This is a genomic window from Flavobacterium sp. Flavsp81 (genome assembly GCF_059491325.1).
In genome coordinates this window covers 2,360,553-2,380,289 of the sequence record NZ_CP168505.1, presented here as the reverse complement: position 1 = coordinate 2,380,289, position 19,737 = coordinate 2,360,553, and the positions used below count along the sequence as shown (strand labels likewise).

Here is a 19,737-nt window from a genome sequence, read left to right as displayed (position 1 = left end):
GAATTATAAATTTTATGGAAATATTAAAAACGCTTAAATTTTTGACAATAGTGCTTTTAGCATTTTTTGTTGTTATTTATTTGTTGATTGTTTCCTATGTATATTTCAATCAGGTTGATATGGTTTTTCAAGGTGCCGGACTTCCAAAGAATTATAAATTTGATTATCAACAAAAGTTCGAAGAATTAAATATTAAATCTTATGATGGTGTAAATTTAAATGGATTGTTATTTAAAGCAGAAAATTCTAAAGGCTTAGTTTTTTACCTTCATGGAAATGCAGGAACTTTAGAAACCTGGGGAAGAATTGCTAAAATCTATACCAATTTAGGATATGATATTTTTATTTTAGATTACAGAAGTTTTGGAAAAAGTGAAGGTGAAATAGAAAATGAAGAACAGTTACGGCAAGATATTTCGGTTGCTTATAAAACATTGTGTGCAAGATATCCCGAGAATAAAATCATTATTGCAGGATATTCAATTGGTTCAGGATTAGCCACGATTTTGGCTTCTGAAAATAAACCTAAAGCCTTAATTTTGCAATCACCTTATTATAGTTTCACGGAATTATCGAGTAAAAGAGTACCATTTTTTCCGGATTTCATGAAAAAGTTTTATTTGGAAACTTTCAGATATCTTCCAAAAGTAAAGCGACCTATTTATATTTTTCACGGTATAGATGATCAATTAATTTCGTGTTCAAATTCGGTTCGATTAAATAAGCTATTAGATTTTAAAGGACATTTTTGTGCCTTAAAAGGTCAAGGCCACATCGGAATGAATGAAAATGAAGATTTTCAAAACCAACTAAAAATAATATTACAATAAATAATTAAAAAATAATAATATAAACAGAATGTTATGGGATTAATGAAGGTATTTTCGGGAAGCGAAGTTTTAGCAATTGCTTTGCAGGAAAGATTAGAACAAGCCGGAGTAGAAACAACAAAAAAAGATAATATTCAATCGGCTCGTTTGGCAGGTTTTGGACAAACAGATTTGGCTGTTGAGGTATTTATTCAGGAAACTGATTTTGCAAAAGCAAATCCGGTTATTGAAAATTTCAGAATGAGTATCTAAATAAGTAATTAGTACAGTTTTCAGTTACAGTAATCACTGAAAACTGCGACTGCGACTGAAAACTAAAAAAAATATGCAATATAAAATGCTGGTGCTTGACATGGATGATACCTTGTTGACAGACGATCATAAAATTTCGGAACTGAATAAAAAAGTACTTCTTGAAGCCCAGGCTAAAGGTGTTTATGTGGTTTTGGCTTCTGGCCGTCCAACATCAGCCATGACTGCTTATGCAAAAGAATTAGAATTAGATTTGAATAATTCGTACATAATTTCGTTTAACGGAGCTATAATCAGTACCGTAAAAGATGATCTTGTTTTATTTGAACAGAAATTGACAAAAGAACAGATTCACGAGTTATATGATTACAGCGTGAAAATGAAAACCCACATTATTACCTATCTGGATAATGAAATTATCAGCGAAACTGATTCGGAATATATCGAAATTGAAAAGGACATAACAGGATTAGTACATCGTAAAGTAGCAAGTTTTAAAGAGGCAATTGACAGACCGGCAGTAAAATGTATTTTGTTGGAAAATCCCGCTTATTTAAAAGAAGTGGAGAAGGATTTAAAAGAAGCAATGCCTCATTTAAGTGTTGCTATGTCTAAACCATTTTTCTTAGAAGCAGCTCAATACGGAATTGATAAAGCGGCAAGTTTAAAACTCTTGGCAGCTAAGCTAAACATTCATCAAAGTGAAATTATTGCAGTAGGAAACGCAGGAAATGATTTAACAATGATCGAATATGCAGGCTTGGGTGTTTGGGTTGATAATGTAACGCCTGAATTGCGTGACAAAGCAAATGTAATCGTAGCTTCAAATAATAATGACGGAGTTGCAGAGGTTGTGCAGCGCTATATTCTGAATTGATTTTTCAGATAGAACTATAAATAAAAATCCCAAATTTTAAAGACTTTTAAAATTTGGGATTTTTATTTACTATTACCTTAAGGTAATGTAGCTGATTTTTTATTTTTTAGCTACCGAAACAAAATATTTATTTCCGTCGCCCATTGTCAATTTTACGCGTTCATCACAAAGATCGATTGCAAAATTTGCACTTTCGTAACAGCTGCAGGTAGTATTTTTGTCTTTGGACATTTCTGTTTTGCAATTGTTGTTTTTAAAAGTCGCTAACTGTGGTGTGTACAAGCTAACTAAATCAGTAGAAGCTGTCACTAAAGAAATTATGCTTGCAGAGTTGTTATTCGTAATTCGGTAAACAATCCGGTCTGTATAGTTTACATCGTTTACAACAACTTTTCTAATATAGGTATACGCCGTAGATCCTTCACCTGGCTCTTTAACTTCGAATTTAAATCCAACAGCACGAATAGCAATGTCAAACTGTTGTTGGGAGTTAAAACTAGCCCAGTTTGTTAGCGTGCTAATTGTTGGAAACGGATTTGTAGCAGCTGCATTTGTTTGCGCCTGTGAACTAAAAATAGTTAAGAACATTAAGCAGATCGTGGGGAAAAATGCTTTCATAAAGTTTTAAATTTTAAAAATTTGCCTACTCTATAGTGGTTTTCGGCTTTCCCATTGAAATTGTATTGTATTTTAAAAAGATAAAAACGTTAATAATCTAATAATCGTATGTTTCCTAAATTATTTTTTATCAAATTTCGATGTGTGAATTTAGCTTTAAAATTGATGTAAGCAAAATAAATAGCAGAATATTTTATATTTTGTTTTATATTTTATTTTACATTTAATCGGGTTTATTTGCTTTTTGTCGGTGTTTTCTGTTGTTTTTTAACTTTTCGTGCTGATAATGAATACCTAAAGCAGAATATTGCTTATTGTTTAAATATGATTATATATTTGTTTTTTTAAGAAAGGGTAAATAAACGTCCGGAGCAAAATATTGATTTATAGTGTATTGTTGATTTTATTTTAAAGAAATTTGTGTGTAAATTTGCAAACTCTTTTAATGAAGATGTAAAATAATATCTTACTGCTTAAAATGTAGTGTGTTCCTATGGAAAATAGAAAAAAAGTTGCTTTTTATACGCTTGGCTGTAAACTGAATTTTTCAGAAACTTCTACAATCGCCCGAAATTTTAATGATGAGGGTTTTGATCGTGTCGATTTTGAAGAAATAGCGGATATATATGTTATCAATACCTGTTCGGTTACTGAAAATGCTGATAAGCAGTTTAAGCAAGTTGTAAAGAAAGCAATGAAACTCAATGATAAGGCTTTTGTTGCCGCCGTGGGCTGTTATGCACAATTGAAACCGGAAGAATTGGCAGCTGTTGATGGAGTTGATTTGGTTTTAGGCGCCACTGAAAAATTTAAAATTACCGATTATATTCATGATTTAAGCAAAAACGATATGGGTGAAGTTCATTCATGCGAAATTGCCGAAGCTGATTTTTATGTTGGAAGTTATTCTATTGGTGACCGTACCCGTGCTTTTTTGAAAGTTCAGGATGGATGTGATTATAAATGTACGTATTGTACGATCCCTTTAGCGAGAGGAATTTCAAGAAGTGATGCTCTTGAAAACGTTTTACAAAATGCAAAAGAAATATCGGCACAAAACATTAAAGAAATTGTTTTGACAGGAGTAAATATAGGAGATTACGGAAAAGGGGAGTTCGGAAATAAAAAACATGAACACACTTTTCTTGATTTAGTTCAGGCTTTAGATAAGGTTGATGGAATTGAACGTTTGCGTATCTCATCTATCGAACCTAATTTATTGAAAAATGAAACTATCGAATTTGTATCAAAAAGCAGAATTTTTGTACCGCATTTTCATATTCCGTTACAATCAGGAAGCAATGATATTTTGAAATTAATGAAACGCCGTTATTTACGTGAAGTTTATACAGAACGTGTAGATAAAATTCGCGAAGTAATGCCTCATGCATGTATAGGTGTTGATGTTATTGTTGGTTTTCCGGGTGAGACTGACGAGCATTTTTTAGAAACCTATCATTTTCTGAATGAAATGGATATTTCTTATCTGCACGTTTTTACCTATTCAGAAAGAGATAATACCGAAGCGGTAAATATGTTGGGAGTTGTCCCTGCTAATGTGAGAGCGAAACGCAGTAAAATGCTAAGGGGATTATCGGTTAAAAAACGCCGTGCTTTTTACGAAAGCCAATTAGGATCAAACAGAACGGTTCTATTTGAAAGTGAAAATAAAGAAGGATATATTCATGGTTTTACTGAAAACTATGTAAAAGTAAAAACGCCATGGAATCCGGAATTGGTAAATACATTACAGGAAATTAATTTAACCAAAATTGATGAGGATGGAAGTGTTCGCTTGGAGTTTGTAAGTAAATTAGCTGAAGCTTAACACATAGTTTGTCAGTTCGAGCGAAGTGGGGAACCTTAGAAAATAAAGCATCCAACTCCGCTCGATGTGACAAAAAAACAAAAGCTCTTCAAAAAAGGGCTTTCTTGTTTTATAAAATTTTACTTTTCGTTTTCCTCAGCGACCAATTTCAATGAATTGATATAATCCGAATCAAATTCAATAACCCTTATTTTTTCAGGATTAAAACTTAATTCACCGCCAAACGCACCTCTGATGTCCAGAAAATCAATGGTTAGTATATCCTCGTTTATCTCAATGAGTTTTCCTAAATAAACAGATTTTGGTGATTTCTTTACAATCTGAAAAATGCCATATTTAGTATTGATATAATTTAGAATCGTACTCAAGTCCTTAATCGGAATAATATCTTCGGCATTAGTTTTTAAACCTTTCAGACGAATCACTTTTTCGTTAAATATAAGTTCTTCATCTCTTTCGATAGCTTCGATATTTTTGTTTTTTAGAATCACAAAACCATCAATTATAAAATCAATAGGATTGTTTTTTAATAAAATCCAATCATCCGAATAATCAATCAGAAAACCGGTGAAGATTTCTTTTTTGTCTGTAAATGCAATTGAAATCAATTGTCTTAAATATTGTTCCATTTGATGTTTTTAATTTTAAAATTACGGATTTGTAGACCAGATACTGCTGTTTTTTATAAAAACTCTACGGTTTAATTTGAGTTGGGCAATGATTAATTCTGCTATATCTTCAGACTGCATTACTTTTTCAGGATTTCCATCAGTCAGGTTCAAATCTTTTGCCATATCGGTTGCGACCGTACTGGGTGTTAAAGCGGTAACACGAATATTATGTTTTCTCATCTCCTGCATTAAGGAGTCTGTTAAACCCATAACAGCAAATTTAGAAGCACTGTAAGCACTTGTTAAAGCATTTCCGTTTAATCCCGCAGTAGACGAAATATTAATGATGTCACCTGTTTGTCTTTCAATCATATTTGGTAAAACGGCACGGGTTGTATAATAGGTTCCCATTAAGTTTACTTGTATGATTTTCTGCCATTCGGTTGGTTCTAATTCTAAAAAATTCCCGAAAGAGGCAATGCCTGCATTATTGATTAAAATATCAATAGTTTTAAATTCAGCTAACGCTTTTTTAATTGCTGTATTTATTGAGTTGATATCCGAAACATCTGCTGACAATGCTAATGATTTAACGCCAAAATTTTCAATTTTTATGGCTAATTGATCTACATCCAGTTGTGTTCTTGAAATTAAAATTACGTTTACGCCTTCTTTGGCTAAAGCGAGAGCAATAGCTTTTCCAATTCCTTTTCCTGCACCTGTGATTAGGGCATTTTTATTTTTTAAGTCTGTCATCATCGTATTTTTGAAATGCAGAAAGCACCATCTTAGTTACACAAAAATAATTCTTTTGATTACTAAAATGATGCTTTTTGCTGTTTCTTAATCTAAGTTTAACAACTTTGTTATTCTTTCAGAACCATATCAATACACATAACAGCTCCAAGGATTAATTGTCTCAACGGACTGTCAGCAGCAACAGTTTCTTCTATTTGAAGGACATAATTATCGGCGCTTGTAAAAAATTCTCTGCCCATTCCGGCCCATTTTTTGTTTACTTGTGCAAGCTGCTTGTTTTCATGCGAAAATGTAAAATCCCAGCCGGTCCATTTTCCCTGAAGTGTGGCGCAGGGTCTTTGATTTTTATCCAGAATTTCGAATTTTCCTCCAATAGAAAAAAACTTTTGTTTGAAAGTTCCAATTAGACGATCTTTCTCATCGAGAACTTCTACAGTAGAGCGAAAAATCGCAATACCACGTTTTACCGTAATTAACTTTTCTCCGGAAGGAGTAGTAATTTCAACATTAAAAGGCGTCATTCTTTTATAATCTGTAAAACGAAGCACTTTCGTGAAAAATCCAAGATTGTTTTCCCGGCAGTTCATAATAATTTCGTTAGATTCCGGATGGTAAATATCGTAGTTGTTTGCTGCTTTAAACATGCCAACGTGTTCTTTTACAAGAAATAAATTCTGATTTAAAATTGGATTCATTATGATTTTTTAAAATTGTTTATAAATAGTTGTCTTCAATTAGAGAAAAACCAAATGTAATAAAATATCTATTAATTAAAGTGTTTTTATACCTTCTGTCAGACGAATAAATTCAGCTTTGTAACCATCAGCATCATTTGACAATCCTTTTTTTGCCAGTTTAATAATTTCTTCAGAAGATTTATTGGTGATTAATTTCGAATCTCGTAGTTTTAGTCCAAACCAGGCAACTGCTGTGCTGAATTTAAAATCGTCACTGGAGTTTTGTAATGAAATAACTTTGTTTTCAATCACGTTTATCATTTCGATGCTTTTATCTCCATCAGGTTTTTTGTAACGGAATTTTATAGTGGCCAATTCATTGTTATATTTACTAGTACTTTCTTCTACTTTAGTATATTTTAAACTGTCTGCCTGTTGGCTCAAATAATCACTTTTAACTCCGGCAGGAATAATTTCATATAAAGCCGTAACGGTGTGATTACTTCCTAATTCACCTGCATCAATGGCATCGTTTTTAAAGTCTTCCGGACGAAGTTTTCTGTTTTCATACCCAATCAATCGATACGCCTGAATTTGTTTAGGATTAAATTCGATCTGGATTTTTACATCCTTCGCAATAGCAAACATAGAGCCTTTAAATTCCTTGCTTAAAAAACGATTCGCTTCCTGAATGTTATCAATATAAGCGTAATTTCCATTTCCTTTATCAGCAAGAGTTTCCATTTTGCTGTCTTTATAATTTCCCATTCCGTAACCCAGACATGTTAAGAAAACCCCCGTTTTTCTTTTTTGCTCTATTAAAGCCATCATGTCTGAGTTTGAGGAATTTCCAATATTAAAATCTCCGTCTGTTGCCAGGACAACTCTGTTATTTCCGTTTTTAATAAAATTTTCAGCAGCAATTTTATAAGCCAGTTCAATTCCGGCACCTCCGGCTGTGCTTCCTCCCGCATTCAGATTTTCTAAAGCCTCAATAATTGTTTCTTTCTCATCGCCAGAGGTAGGGGATAAAACCAATCCTGCAGCGCCGGCATAAACTACAATGGCCACTTTGTCTTTTGAGCGGAGTTCATTTACCAGTATTTTCATAGATTGTTTTAGCAATGGCAGTTTGTTAGGGTCGCTCATAGAGCCTGAGACATCAATTAAGAAAACAAGATTTGAAGCCGGTAAATCATCAGTTGGGATGTTTTTTCCCTGTAAACCAATTTTCAGGATTTGATTTTGTGGATTCCAGGGAGATTCACTTAATTCTGTATTGATTGAGAACGGATTTTGATCTTTTGGCTGGGGATAATTGTATTTAAAGAAATTCACCATTTCTTCAACACGGACTGCGTCTTTTGGAACTGCCTGTCCGTTGTTTATAAAACGTCTAATATTAGTATACGAAGCATTGTCAACATCTATTGAAAAAGTAGAAAGCGGCGAGGTTTTCGGACTTTCAAAAGCATTTTCTGTAAAGGCATCATAATCTTCGTCATTTACTTGTTCGGGTTGAATGACGTCAGTGTGTTTCAATTTTGTATTCAGTTCTTTCTCCGTAAGATTTTTATAAATATCATTTTTTGTGGCTATTACAACAACACCGTTTGAGCCTTTAGCGCCATAGACAGAAGTTGAGCCAGCGTCTTTTAGAACTTTGATGTCCTGAATATCATTAGGATTTATTTGTGCCATTTGATCCGCTTTTATGACAACTCCGTCCACAATATATAAAGGTTCATTTTTAGGAGAAACCGATTCAGCTCCCCGAATCACTACTTTTGGGCTGGCAACATATTGGGTATTTTGAGTAACCTGAACACCCGCGACCATTGCAGCTGTATCTTTTTTTTCTTTTCTCTTTGATGGGCGGTAGTTATTACTTTCATATTCCCCGGAACTTGTTCCATAACCCATAACAACAACTTCGTTCAAACTTTGAAAAGCCGGAAGCAGTTTGATATTCATCATAGATGAGTTTTCTACTTTTTGTCTTTGAGTTTCATAACCTATGTAATTAAAAACCAAAAGATCTCCTTTTTGAGCCTGAATACTGTACTTTCCGTCATAATTGGTTTGAGCAGTTTGTTTAGAATTCTGATTGATAACATTTGCACCGGGAAGTGGTTGTCTGTTTTCATCAGAAACTATTCCCGTAATCGTTTTTTCCTGTGCGAATGTTACGAAACATACAAGCATAGAAAGGGCTAATGAAATAAGTTTTAAGCTTTTCATGATAATGATTTTTAAATTAATGTTGTGTTTTGGCTATTTTTTCAAAGCCGGTTTTCCTGTTTTGGTAGTAATTATTACAACTCCTTTTTTACCTTTTTCGCCATATTTTGATGTGGCTTCAAGATCCTGAAGAATCGTAATGGTTTTGATTTCCTGCTTGTTTAAAGGAGCATAAGGGCTCTTTGGGTTTTTGCCAAATAAATCATCTTCAGAATAATAATTTCCGTCAATAATATATAATGGTTCATCTAATATTACCAGTGATTCTACATTTTCCGGGTTCATATTAGGAAGTTCTTCCTGCATCATTTTATCTCTTTTCTCATCATTACTGTGAGAAATAGCTTTTCCGTTCATTATAACTAACGGGGCAGTTTTTTTAGCCAATTGAGTTTCTGCCTCAGAATCTGCAATGCGGTAGGGCTCTCTTTTTACTGATCTTACAATGGGAGCAAAAGCTTTGTTTTTTTCTACAGAATCTTCTTCACTTACATAACCGGAAGTTGTTATTGGAGCGGAAGCAGTAATTTCATCAGGAGCTATCACTGATGAGGTTCCGTAGCCTATTGCCTCAGTGTTGGAACTTTGTACTTCATTTACTGCAACTGCTGATTCCTGTTTAATTTGATTATCTAAGATTTTTTCAGCTTCAGCTTTTGAAATTATTCCGGAATCTTCTGAAACAGCCATTTTATTTTTTTCTGAATCAGTTTTCTGAACTGCTTCTTTTTCCTTTTCGTTAGTTACAACTTTATCAGTATTTTCAATATTGGGCGTTTTATCAGTTTTAAGGAATTGAGATCCTAAAGAAATTACCAGCAAAAGAGAAGCAGCAATTGCGATTTTTTTCCATAATGAAATGGTTTTCTTGTCTTCTTTTTTGTCAAGTTTTTCTTCAACACGGGACCAGACTTTTTCCATTGCCGGAAAATCCTTGCTCTCGGCGTTGTGCGAAGCCTCTTTAAATTTTTCGAATATTTTATCTTGATTGTCCATGACTATTTTGCTTTTTGATAATACAATTTATTTACTAATTCCTTCAGCTTGGTTTTAGAAGCATTTAATTGTGATTTTGAAGTGCCTTCAGAAATGTTAAGCATGGCGGCTATTTCTTTATGTCCATAACCTTCTATAACAAAGAGGTTAAAAACAGTTTTACAGCCGTCCGGAATATGGTTTAGTAAATTGAGTAAATCTTCTTCTTCCAAATGATTGATTTCATCCGTAAAAGGCTGAGAAAGCAATTTGACATCATCAAGATACATATTGAAATTAGTATGCTTCTTAATTGTAGCCAAACAATGGTTCACGGTTATTTTTCTGGCCCAGGCTTCAAAAGCCTGAACTTCCTTGAGTTGTTCTATTTTTGTAAATATAGTATAGAATGCGTCAGCCATAGCTTCTTCGATTTCTTCTTCCTTCTTTAGATATCGCTTGCAGAGACGATACAACTTTGGAGCCATATACTCATACACCTGACGCTGCGCATCGCGATGCATTTTTTTGCAGTTAGAAATTTGAATTTCGTTTATCACAATTGTTGTCTTTATACTAAAGAGAGATAAAAAGATAAAAAGGTTGGGAGAGTGATGAAAAATAAATTATTTTTAATTTGAATCAAGATCCATTCCCTTAATTCTGTGTCAAACACTTTTTTATTATGATCCAAAAATTCAAGTTCAATGATGTAATCTTTTCTATTGGTTTTATAACCGATTTTGTTAACCATATATTTTTGAACAGGATTTAAGTCTATTTTATCAGTAACAATCTTTAACTCATTTGGATATGCACCGTATTTAGTTTTATAATTTTCAATTTCGGTTACTATTTTAATTCCTGTTTGTGCTGCAGTATAATCATACATTTTGAAAGCAAATAAAATTAAAACCATATTTATAAGACCTACGAATGTCATTCTTTCGGAATATTTTCGAAGTTTTGAATTATTGGTAGTTCCTCTATACCATCTGGTAATTAATGCTGATACTCCCATTAATATCATTGAAATCCAAAAAACATAGTAATTGTTTAATGAAAATATAGCTAAGCATATCGTAATTAAGAAGTATAAGAAGTATTTTTGAAAATCCGAAACTGAATTCGCTTTATTATTTAATACAAATGTTTCAATTAAATTATTTCTGTCATTTTTTTCGGCTTTTTTTATCTTGTTTATTAAGCTTATAAGCTTGTTTTCGTCAACTTTTAATTGACCCAGGTTTAGATTTAATTTTTGAGCACCAATTGCTTCAGTTAATTTCTCTGCCCATTTGTATTGTTCTGTTTGGAATTGATAAGTTTCATCAACAACAATTGAAATGAATTTTTGGCTATAAATATCAATCAGGTAAGCTTCAATGATTTGTTCCCATTTTATTTGAGTCTGTTTTATTGTCCGATCCCAAATTCCATTATCATTAATTATTATTTGTGGTTTTTTATCAAATAAAACAAAAATCCCTAATGGAATTCCATTCCAAAGAATAAGATACAAAGCCATCCCATTATGTAATTAAATGTTCCTTTTTCTTCTTCCAAGATTATCCAGACACCAATTATAACAAATGGTAAAGTCATTATTATAAGTTTAATTCCTCTCCAGCTTGATTTGTATAATTTTATTTCTGTCATTGTTTTTATATATGATTCTGAAACATATTGTTTAAGTCAAAAAAATATAGTTTTACTTAACCGGCAAACTCAATTTAAAAATCTTCGTTTCCAAAAGCTCCGTATCATTATCTTCGCAAAGCAAAAACTCGATTTTATTATTGGATTTTTTGTATAAAGTCAAACCTTCGAATTTATTTGTTGAAGTGATTTTTTGGGTAAAATCGATTTTCATGGTTTTGAGATCTATTCTTCCGATGAAGCTTCCCAGAACTTCGCCATCGTCGTAGGTTGATTGAGTGTCTTCGGCTGTGGATAGGAAATAGATTTTGTCTTCGACTAAAATTGCATCTGTAAAACTGGAACGAACGCCTTTTATTTTTGGCAATTTATAATTTGTGGCAACCAATGCAAATTCTTCTCCCAGACTTTTTGCATGAATTGTGAAAACGGTGTTTTTGTTTGAAATTCCGTTGCCACGATTGAATAAATACCAGTTTTCGCCATCGAAAATAGCACCTTCAAGATTGAAATCTTCCGGTTTTATTTCACCAAAACTTTGCATCAAAGCATATAAATCAACCAGATTGTTTTTTTGCAAAATGGTTTTGCTTTTAAGATCAAATGCAACCATTTTATTCCGGTTTTCGGTAGAGCCGGAGCCAAAAATATATAAAGTGTCATTATGATGCGTGATGGATTCAAAATCGGGCTTGAGTTTTTTTGGAATATTTTGCGATGGATTGTCTATTAAAGGATGTTGGCTTAATTGCTGATTCTGCATGTTATATTCGTATAAAAATCCGCTGTTGTCTCCAATAATATAAAGGGAATCGTTGTTGAAAAATAATCCTGATGCAGAACCGATTCCGATGATTTGAAATAATATTTCTAATGTAAATTTTTCCATGAATTTTGTTTTGAAAATCAATGCCCAGCCCTGATAGCAATGAAAATACTTTAATAAGAAATTGAATTTTTCCTGACAGGACAAAGCGACCGGCGGAAGCTCTTGTTATGGCTTAGGAAAAAACAATTTATTGAAAAAGTATTGCAATGAATAGCAGGAATATGCTTCGTAAAATTAGTATATTTATGATATAAAAAATGGAAAAAATATGAAATCGATAGATCCGAATGATTTTAAAGTTACAGATGAAATAAAATTATCAAAGATTCCAACTTTGCTGAAGGTAAAAGCGGACGATGAGGAAAAAGAGGAAAAACTGGATAAAGTTCAGGCGAAATTGAGCGATTTGCAGGATGTGATGTATTCGCATAACAAATATGCTGTTTTAATTTGTCTGCAGGGAATGGATACATCAGGGAAAGATAGTTTGATTCGCGAGGTTTTTAAAGAATTTAATCCGCGTGGCGTGGTGGTTCACAGTTTTAAAACGCCAAATTCAACCGAATTAGAGCATGATTATTTGTGGCGACATTATATTGCTTTGCCTGAAAAAGGAAAGTTTGCTATTTTTAACCGGACACATTACGAGAATGTTCTGGTAACACGAGTGCACCCTGAGTTTATTTTGGCAGAGAATTTACCCGGAATTAATTCGGTTGAGGATATTACGCCAAAGTTCTGGAAAAACAGAATTAAACAGATCAATAATTTTGAAAAGCATATTGTCGAAAACGGAACAATTGTTCTGAAATTTTTTCTGCATCTGAGCAAAGAAGAACAACGTGAAAGATTGTTACGTCGTCTGGAAGAAGGAAAACACAATTGGAAATTTTCTCCCGGTGATTTGAAAGAGCGTGAACATTGGGATGAATATCAACAGTATTATGAAGAAGCTATAAATAAAACTTCGACAGAACATGCGCCATGGTATGTTGTTCCGGCAGATGATAAAGAAATGGCGCGTTATATTGTGGCTAAAATTATTTGGGAAGAAATGCAGAAACATACCGATATTCAGGAGCCTGAATTGGATGATAAAATAAAAGCCAACATCGAAATTTATAAAAAAGAATTGGAAAAGTAATTAAAAACTAAACCCCACAGATTATAAAATCTTGTGGGGTTTTCGTTTTCCAAAAACAAAATTATAAATAATTTATTTTTTATAAATCAAAACCATAAGCTACACGAAGTGCAATCTGGTTGGTATTGAATTTGTCATAATCTTCATATCTTAAACTGACATCAATATGTTTACCTGCATATCCAATACTTGGAGCCCATAAAAGCGAAGTCTCATTATAATCGTTAGTTACCGCAAAAGCAGCACCTACTTCTCCCATAACATAAAATTGATCTTCCCAAACGAAAGCTTTGAAACCAGCTTTAGCAGGTATAAAACCTAAATCCGGAACATCATCTCCAACAAATAAATTGGTAAAACCTGTTGTTAAAGTTACTGAGGTTCTTTTAGACAAATCATATTGAAGTCTCACATCACCACCAAGGGCCCAGTCGTAATCATCACCGTCAGTAGGAATTCCGCCACTTAAACCAATTCCTAATTTAAATCCTTGATTGTAGTTAGTGCTTTCTGCTGTTTGAGCAGATGAAGTCGTTGTGTAAATCATTGCAATTATTGCAAAGAATAGAATCCTGATGTTTTGTAAATTTTTCATGCGTGTATTTTTTTAATTACTATGGTGTAAAAGTAGTTTTGACATGCTTGTAGGTTGTTATATAATTTTTCGGAATCGTTACATAATGTAGATGTTATAATAGAAAAAGATCCCAAAAGGCTTGATTTTGTTGGTTTTTTTTTGATTAAAACACATAATAAGACCTAATTGTTTTTATATTTTATTACTGAAAATCAGCGAGATATGCAGTAATGTCTTTTCGTGTAGTTATACGAATTCATTTAAGTTCAATATTTCTATAGAATCGAAAGCATCTGATTATCTTTGCCAACTAAAAAGTTTAAAAGTGAATTTAGTTCAGTATACAAAGGAGTTTTCGTATAATTTAAGATTGGCCTATCCTGTTATTTTAGGAATGGTTGGACATACATTAATAGGTATAGTCGATAATATAATGGTAGGTAAATTAGGGAGTACTGAACTTGCAGCGGTTTCCTTAGGAAATAGTATGATTTTTATTGCTTTGTCTTTAGGAATTGGATTCTCTACTGCCTTAACTCCAATTGTGGCCGAAGCTGATGCGGAAAAAGACGAAACTAAAATTCGTTCAGCTTTTCATCATGGGCTCTTTCTGTGTACCATTTTAGGTTTTGTTCTTTTTGGATTACTGGTTTTAGCCAAACCTTTAATGGAATTATTACAACAACCGGCCGATGTAATTGCTTTGGCTAAGCCGTATCTGGTTTGGGTAGCTTTTTCGTTGGTACCATTAATTATGTATCAGGGATACAAACAATTTGCAGATGGGCTTTCAATGACCAAATATTCTATGTACGCCATTATTATGGCGAATATCATTCATGTTGGGATCAATTATATGCTGATTTATGGAGTTTGGATTTTCCCCAGAATGGGTATTATTGGTGCAGCTTTAGGAACTGTGATCTCAAGGATCCTGATGGTGATTTTTATGCATATTATTTTGTCCAGGCATGAACGGTTAAAAACCTATTTTGAAGGTTTTAGTTTTGAAGAAATTAAAAAAGAAACCATCAGGAAAATTATAAACCTGGGTTTGCCATCTGCAATGCAAATGCTTTTTGAAGTTGTGCTTTTTACAGCATCGATCTGGCTCTGCGGAAATATTGGAAAAACAAGCCAGGCTGCCAATCAAATTGCATTAAGTCTTGCCTCAATGACTTTTATGGTTGCTATGGGATTAAGTGTAGTTTCGATGATTCGTGTCAGTAACCAAAAAGGATTAATGGATTATAAAAAACTGGTTATTGTAGCGCGTTCCATCTTTTTACTTTCAATTATCCTTGAAGTTGTTTTTGCAGCTATATTCATTGCTTTCCATAGTATTTTGCCCTATATCTTTTTGAATATGGAAAATACGCTGCAGCTTACGGATAATACTGAAGTAATAGAAATTGCTTCGAAATTATTATTGATTGCAGCAGTTTTTCAGATTTCTGATGGGATTCAGGTGGTGGTTTTAGGCGCTTTACGCGGATTACAGGATGTGAAAGTGCCCATGTATATTACTTTTACTGCGTATTGGATAATTGGTTTCCCGATTTCATATTATTTGGGAGAATATACCTCATGGAAAGCAGAAGGAGTCTGGATCGGGCTTTTGGCAGGTTTAACTGCAGCAGCAATATTCTTGTATATCCGGTTTCATTACTTAACCAAAAAATTAATCAATAATTCATTTTCAAATAACTAAATTTGAAGCATAAAAAATAAATAAAAAATGGAATTACCTAAATTTTTACTCGGAGATAATACTGATTTTCCAGATGATATTTTTATCGTTCACCTTGATTACCCGAGATTCATAATCAATTTAAAAGATGATGAGGTTGAGTTTATGGAAGAAGCTGAAGATCTTGATGAAGCAGAATTAAATGCCGAAATGGAAGGTTTGATTGTTTTGGCAAATGAATTTTACGACAGAGAAATAAAACGTTACGAAGAGTAGAGACGCGCAGCAGTGCATCTCTATTTATCTGCCTCAACTAAAAATCATCTAATGAAAAAAATAAGTTTTTTAAAACCCGTTTTTAATTTCATAGCAATCGGATTGCTAATCACAACTTTAAGCCGAATCTTTTTATTTTTTCTATTTAAAGAAAGGGTCACCGAAACGCCAAATTTCTGGTATATTTTTCCAATCGGTTTGCGAATGGATTTAATTTTGCTGTGTTATTTGTCTTTTCTTCCGGCAGTTTTGATTACATTTCTTCCTAATAAATGGATAAAATTCACAAATAGCTTTCTGGTCATTTATAGCTTTTTATTTCTGTTTCTGATTCTTTTTGTAGAATTGGCCTCCCCGGATTTTGTAAAACAATACGACACACGTCCAAACAAGATTTTCTTAGATTATCTGATTTATCCAAAAGAAGTTGTCGGAATGCTTTTAAAAAGTTATCTGACTTCTATAATTGTAACTTTTCTGATTCTTGGAGTTGTCTTGTACTTTGCTTTCAAAAAAGGGAAAAAGTTTTTTCATACAACCAGTACTGAATACAAATTTAAACTGATGGTTTTTCCGTTGGTTGCTTTTTTATTATTTTTTGGGGCACGCTCAAGCCTGACTTCAAAGCGGCCAATTAATGCCAGTAATGCTGTTTTTTCAACAGATCAGCTAACAAATACTTTAGGTTTGAATTCATTTTATACCGTTGCATTTGCTGCGTATTCAATTAAAAATGAGGGAAACACCAAAATGTATGGTAAAATGGATGAAGCCGAAGCAATTGCCCGTGTAAAAAAATACATGATTGCCGGACCAAATGATTTTACTGATGCTGAAATTCCGTTTCTTCATGTACAGCAGCCGGATTCAGCAGTAAAAAAACCGTATAATCTGGTGATTTTTTTACAGGAAAGTTTAGGTGCTGAATATGTTGGGATTTTAGGAGGAAAACCATTAACGCCGGAATTTGATAAATTATCGAAAGAAGGTGTGTTGTTTACCAATTTATATTGCACAGGAACCCGAAGCGTACGTGGAATCGAAGCAGTTGTAACCGGTTTTTTGCCATCACCATCAGAAAGTGTGGTGAAATTAGGAAACTCACAGCAAGGTTTTTTTACTTTGGCTGATGCTTTGAAACAAAAAGGCTATGACACCAGTTTTATTTATGGTGGAATGGCAAATTTTGACAATATGGCTTCATTTTTCAACGGAAATGGTTTTCAGGATATTGTTGATCAGGAAGATTTTGAATCTGATGGAAGTAAATATGCTTTCAAAGGAACCTGGGGTTATTCGGATGAGGATTTAGTAACAAAGGCAAATAATTATTTTAAGAAAAAAGGGAACAAGCCGTTCTTTTCTTTAATGTTTTCGACATCAAACCACGAACCTTTTGAATATCCTGCGGGAAGAATAAAACCATATGACCAAAAACCTGCAACAGTAAATAATGCAATGAAATATGCTGATTTCTCTATTGGGAAATTCTTTGAGATGGCTAAAAAAGAAGCGTATTTTAAAAACACAATTTTCATTGTAATCGCAGATCATAATACCAGAACATACGGAAAGAATTTGGTCCCAATCAACAAATTTCATATTCCGGCTTTAATTATGGGACCCGGAGTTCAAAAAGGAGCTGTTTATAATAAATTGGCAAGCCAGATTGATATTCCGCCAACATTATTAGGTTATTTAGGCGTTCCGTTTGAAACACCAATGGTTGGAAGAAATTTGAACAAATTGAATCCGGCAGTTCAGGGAAGGTCAATTATGCAATTTAATGACATCAATGCATTTAGAGTCGAAAACCAGGTTGTAATTATGCAGCCAAATTTGAAACCACTACAATTCGAAATCAAAAATGATACTACTTTAGTTCCGGTAAAACTAAATGAAGATTTAGCTAAAGATGCCTTGGCACATGTTATAACTGCAGGAAATCTTTATAAGGAGAATAAATATAAACTTAGGGATAAGAAAAAATAATTTTTAATTCATTTTAAAAAAAGCTGCTGGGTATGAATTTCATATTTAGCAGTTTTTTTTTGTTAAAATTTCAAAATAGATGGTAACAAAAAATAATTTAATTGATATATACTAAACCAAAAGGCGTAACCCGAAAAGCCAACGATAGAGTAGGGACAATTAAATTATTTATTATGAAAAATATACAACAAAAAAAAATTGAAGCATTAAAAGTAATGTTAGTTTTTGCATTTGCCGCTTTTTTTATAAGCTGTAACAACGAATCCGTTGAAGATCAAAATGCTGAATTGTCAAACACAGAGCAGCAAAATCAGCTAAACACTAAAAGGTATTTGCCTCACTATGAAGGAACTATTGTGCGGGCTTGGGGGGCACATAATATTGACTGCAGCCAGCCAGAAGGGTTTTGTAATTTTGTTCGTTACGATTGGATAACTTATGGCTTTGCGAAACCAGCCCCTGACGGAACACCAGTACGTGTTACAAATGAAAAAGGAAATTTTGTTATGGAAATTCAAAAAAGTGCTTTAACGGAAGAACATAAAAAAGTATTATTACGAAATGGAGAAGTTTATGTAATACCTGAAGGACAGACTATACAACCGGAATTAGTTAAATCTTTAAAATTCAATTCAGACATTTTAGTTCCTGGTAAATATGCTATTCAGGAAAGTGAAGAGACTTATACAATTTCAATTAATGTGAAATAAATGAAATTAAAAAGCTTTAAGGAATTAGAAGCTGTTTTTATATTCATTTAATAAAAACTGAGCGGCTGCGAAAGGTGATATTTCATTATTTTGCACCGCTTTTTTGGTTGCATCCAATAATTGAATGATGTTTGGCTGATTATAGAAATGATTTTTCAATTGCTCATTAATGGTTTCCATCATCCAAAATTGATTTTGTTCTTTTCTTTTTTCGTTGAAATAGCCACTTTCATTTGTTATTTTGAAATAAGCAGAAATCGTTTCCCAAATTTCAGAAATTCCTTCCTTGGTAATGGCGCTGCAGGTCGTAACTTTTGGCTGCCAATTTGATTTTTTTGGAGGAAATAAATGTAGAGCCCTATTGAATTCAACTTTAGCCAAATTTGCTTTTTTGATATTATCACCATCCGCTTTATTGATGACAACAGCATCTGCCATTTCCATGATGCCACGTTTAATTCCCTGAAGTTCATCGCCGGCACCGGAAATTTTTAGTAATAAAAAAAAGTCAACCATACTGTGAACAGCGGTTTCGCTTTGCCCCACACCTACAGTTTCAATAATGATGGTATCAAAACCTGCAGCTTCGCACAAAATAATTGATTCACGGGTTTTTCTGGCTACACCTCCCAAAGTGTTTCCCGAAGCACTAGGTCTGATAAAAGCATTTTCATCCTTAACCAATTCTTCCATTCGGGTTTTATCTCCTAAAATACTTCCATGCGAAAGAGAACTGCTTGGATCAACTGCCAATACGGCTACTTTTTTTCCTAATGAAGTTAAATGTTTTCCAAAAACTTCAATAAAAGTACTTTTTCCAACACCAGGGACCCCGGTAATCCCAATTCGGATTGATTTATTAGAAAAAGGCAAACAGCCTTTGATGACTTCGTTTGCTTTTTCGGTATGTTGGGGATTTGTGCTTTCGACTAAAGTAATGGCACGGCTTAAAGCGGTTCTGTTACTATTTAGAATTCCGGAAATTAATTCGGCTGAAGTAGGAAGTTGTCTTCTTCTTTGCTGTATTTCAGTGATAGCTGTAACATTGGTAATTTCAGGAGAAGAAATTCCGGCTTTTTCATGCAAACTGCTCGACTGTTTTTTTAAACTTGACAAAATACTTTTTTTGATACTGTAAAAGTACTGAAAACAAAAACAGTTTCAAAAATAGAAAATTGCTTTCGAAACTGTT

The 19,737-nt window shown here is 33.2% G+C and carries 20 protein-coding genes; 9 read left to right on the top strand and 11 right to left on the bottom strand.

The genetic code is table 11. From position 1 onward, the window contains the following. The first annotated feature begins 14 nt into the window (after positions 1 to 14). The 3 genes from ACEN92_RS09685 (at position 15) to ACEN92_RS09675 (ending at position 1,959) form a co-directional block, all read left to right on the top strand. Entirely contained in the window at positions 15 to 830 is an 816-nt protein-coding gene (locus ACEN92_RS09685; protein WP_495642160.1) for an alpha/beta hydrolase, read from the top strand. A 33-nt stretch (positions 831 to 863) separates the two neighbouring features. Beyond that, complete coding sequence (locus ACEN92_RS09680; RefSeq protein WP_495642159.1) at positions 864 to 1,082, top strand: putative signal transducing protein; 219 nt, start codon at positions 864 to 866, stop codon at positions 1,080 to 1,082. Positions 1,083 to 1,155: 73 nt separating this feature from the next. Beyond that, positions 1,156 to 1,959, top strand: coding sequence for a Cof-type HAD-IIB family hydrolase (locus tag ACEN92_RS09675; protein ID WP_495642158.1), 804 nt, complete (start codon positions 1,156 to 1,158; stop codon positions 1,957 to 1,959). Positions 1,960 to 2,058: 99 nt separating this feature from the next. On the opposite strand, the gene ACEN92_RS09670 is transcribed toward ACEN92_RS09675, so the two are convergent. After that, positions 2,059 to 2,577, bottom strand: a complete 519-nt coding sequence (locus ACEN92_RS09670; RefSeq protein WP_495642157.1) for a hypothetical protein — start codon at positions 2,575 to 2,577, stop codon at positions 2,059 to 2,061. Positions 2,578 to 3,070: 493 nt separating this feature from the next. Here ACEN92_RS09670 and mtaB point away from each other — a divergent pair, with 493 nt between their 5' ends. Further along, the gene (gene mtaB, locus ACEN92_RS09665; protein ID WP_495642156.1) at positions 3,071 to 4,405 is read left to right on the top strand and encodes a tRNA (N(6)-L-threonylcarbamoyladenosine(37)-C(2))-methylthiotransferase MtaB; all 1,335 of its coding nucleotides are present in this window, start codon (positions 3,071 to 3,073) and stop codon (positions 4,403 to 4,405) included. 119 nt (positions 4,406 to 4,524) lie between these two features. On the opposite strand, the gene ACEN92_RS09660 is transcribed toward mtaB, so the two are convergent. The 8 genes from ACEN92_RS09660 to ACEN92_RS09625 form a co-directional block, all read right to left on the bottom strand. After that, complete coding sequence (locus ACEN92_RS09660; protein WP_495642155.1) at positions 4,525 to 5,034, bottom strand: hypothetical protein; 510 nt, start codon at positions 5,032 to 5,034, stop codon at positions 4,525 to 4,527. A gap of 21 nt (positions 5,035 to 5,055) precedes the next feature. After that, the gene (locus tag ACEN92_RS09655; protein ID WP_495642154.1) at positions 5,056 to 5,772 is read right to left on the bottom strand and encodes a 3-ketoacyl-ACP reductase; all 717 of its coding nucleotides are present in this window, start codon (positions 5,770 to 5,772) and stop codon (positions 5,056 to 5,058) included. 110 nt (positions 5,773 to 5,882) lie between these two features. Further along, positions 5,883 to 6,470 carry an LURP-one-related family protein gene (locus tag ACEN92_RS09650; RefSeq protein WP_495642153.1) on the bottom strand — a complete coding sequence of 196 codons (588 nt, stop codon included), beginning with the start codon at positions 6,468 to 6,470 and terminating at the stop codon, positions 5,883 to 5,885. Between the two features lie 75 nt (positions 6,471 to 6,545). After that, complete coding sequence (locus tag ACEN92_RS09645; protein ID WP_495642152.1) at positions 6,546 to 8,693, bottom strand: vWA domain-containing protein; 2,148 nt, start codon at positions 8,691 to 8,693, stop codon at positions 6,546 to 6,548. A 33-nt stretch (positions 8,694 to 8,726) separates the two neighbouring features. After that, a complete protein-coding gene (locus ACEN92_RS09640) occupies positions 8,727 to 9,689 on the bottom strand; it encodes a hypothetical protein (RefSeq protein WP_495642151.1) in 963 nt (320 codons plus the stop codon). 2 nt (positions 9,690 to 9,691) lie between these two features. Next, positions 9,692 to 10,192 carry an RNA polymerase sigma factor gene (locus ACEN92_RS09635; protein WP_495642336.1) on the bottom strand — a complete coding sequence of 167 codons (501 nt, stop codon included), beginning with the start codon at positions 10,190 to 10,192 and terminating at the stop codon, positions 9,692 to 9,694. 47 nt (positions 10,193 to 10,239) lie between these two features. Continuing rightward, positions 10,240 to 11,196: an STM3941 family protein gene (locus tag ACEN92_RS09630; protein WP_495642150.1), complete on the bottom strand. Its 957-nt coding sequence runs from the start codon at positions 11,194 to 11,196 to the stop codon at positions 10,240 to 10,242. 183 nt (positions 11,197 to 11,379) lie between these two features. Further along, the gene (locus ACEN92_RS09625) at positions 11,380 to 12,216 is read right to left on the bottom strand and encodes a DUF6929 family protein (protein ID WP_495642149.1); all 837 of its coding nucleotides are present in this window, start codon (positions 12,214 to 12,216) and stop codon (positions 11,380 to 11,382) included. A gap of 208 nt (positions 12,217 to 12,424) precedes the next feature. Here ACEN92_RS09625 and ACEN92_RS09620 point away from each other — a divergent pair, with 208 nt between their 5' ends. Further along, positions 12,425 to 13,300: a PPK2 family polyphosphate kinase gene (locus tag ACEN92_RS09620; protein WP_495642148.1), complete on the top strand. Its 876-nt coding sequence runs from the start codon at positions 12,425 to 12,427 to the stop codon at positions 13,298 to 13,300. Between the two features lie 79 nt (positions 13,301 to 13,379). Here the strand turns inward: ACEN92_RS09620 and ACEN92_RS09615 are convergent, their stop codons facing one another. Further along, on the bottom strand, positions 13,380 to 13,895 hold the full coding sequence (locus tag ACEN92_RS09615) for a hypothetical protein (protein WP_495642147.1): 516 nt from the start codon (positions 13,893 to 13,895) through the stop codon (positions 13,380 to 13,382). A gap of 307 nt (positions 13,896 to 14,202) precedes the next feature. On the opposite strand from ACEN92_RS09615, the gene ACEN92_RS09610 reads away from it, so the two are divergent. The 4 genes from ACEN92_RS09610 to ACEN92_RS09595 all read left to right on the top strand — a co-directional run bounded on the left by ACEN92_RS09610 (position 14,203) and on the right by ACEN92_RS09595 (position 18,545). Further along, positions 14,203 to 15,588, top strand: a complete 1,386-nt coding sequence (locus tag ACEN92_RS09610; protein ID WP_495642146.1) for an MATE family efflux transporter — start codon at positions 14,203 to 14,205, stop codon at positions 15,586 to 15,588. A 27-nt stretch (positions 15,589 to 15,615) separates the two neighbouring features. After that, a complete protein-coding gene (locus ACEN92_RS09605) occupies positions 15,616 to 15,843 on the top strand; it encodes a DUF8828 family protein (RefSeq protein WP_007809997.1) in 228 nt (75 codons plus the stop codon). 51 nt (positions 15,844 to 15,894) lie between these two features. Beyond that, the gene (locus tag ACEN92_RS09600; RefSeq protein ID WP_495642145.1) at positions 15,895 to 17,835 is read left to right on the top strand and encodes an LTA synthase family protein; all 1,941 of its coding nucleotides are present in this window, start codon (positions 15,895 to 15,897) and stop codon (positions 17,833 to 17,835) included. A 173-nt stretch (positions 17,836 to 18,008) separates the two neighbouring features. Further along, positions 18,009 to 18,545 carry a hypothetical protein gene (locus ACEN92_RS09595; RefSeq protein WP_495642144.1) on the top strand — a complete coding sequence of 179 codons (537 nt, stop codon included), beginning with the start codon at positions 18,009 to 18,011 and terminating at the stop codon, positions 18,543 to 18,545. Positions 18,546 to 18,569: 24 nt separating this feature from the next. Here ACEN92_RS09595 and meaB read toward each other — a convergent pair whose 3' ends face one another. Continuing rightward, positions 18,570 to 19,661, bottom strand: a complete 1,092-nt coding sequence (meaB, locus tag ACEN92_RS09590) for a methylmalonyl Co-A mutase-associated GTPase MeaB (RefSeq protein WP_495642143.1) — start codon at positions 19,659 to 19,661, stop codon at positions 18,570 to 18,572. Positions 19,662 to 19,737 lie beyond the last annotated feature (76 nt).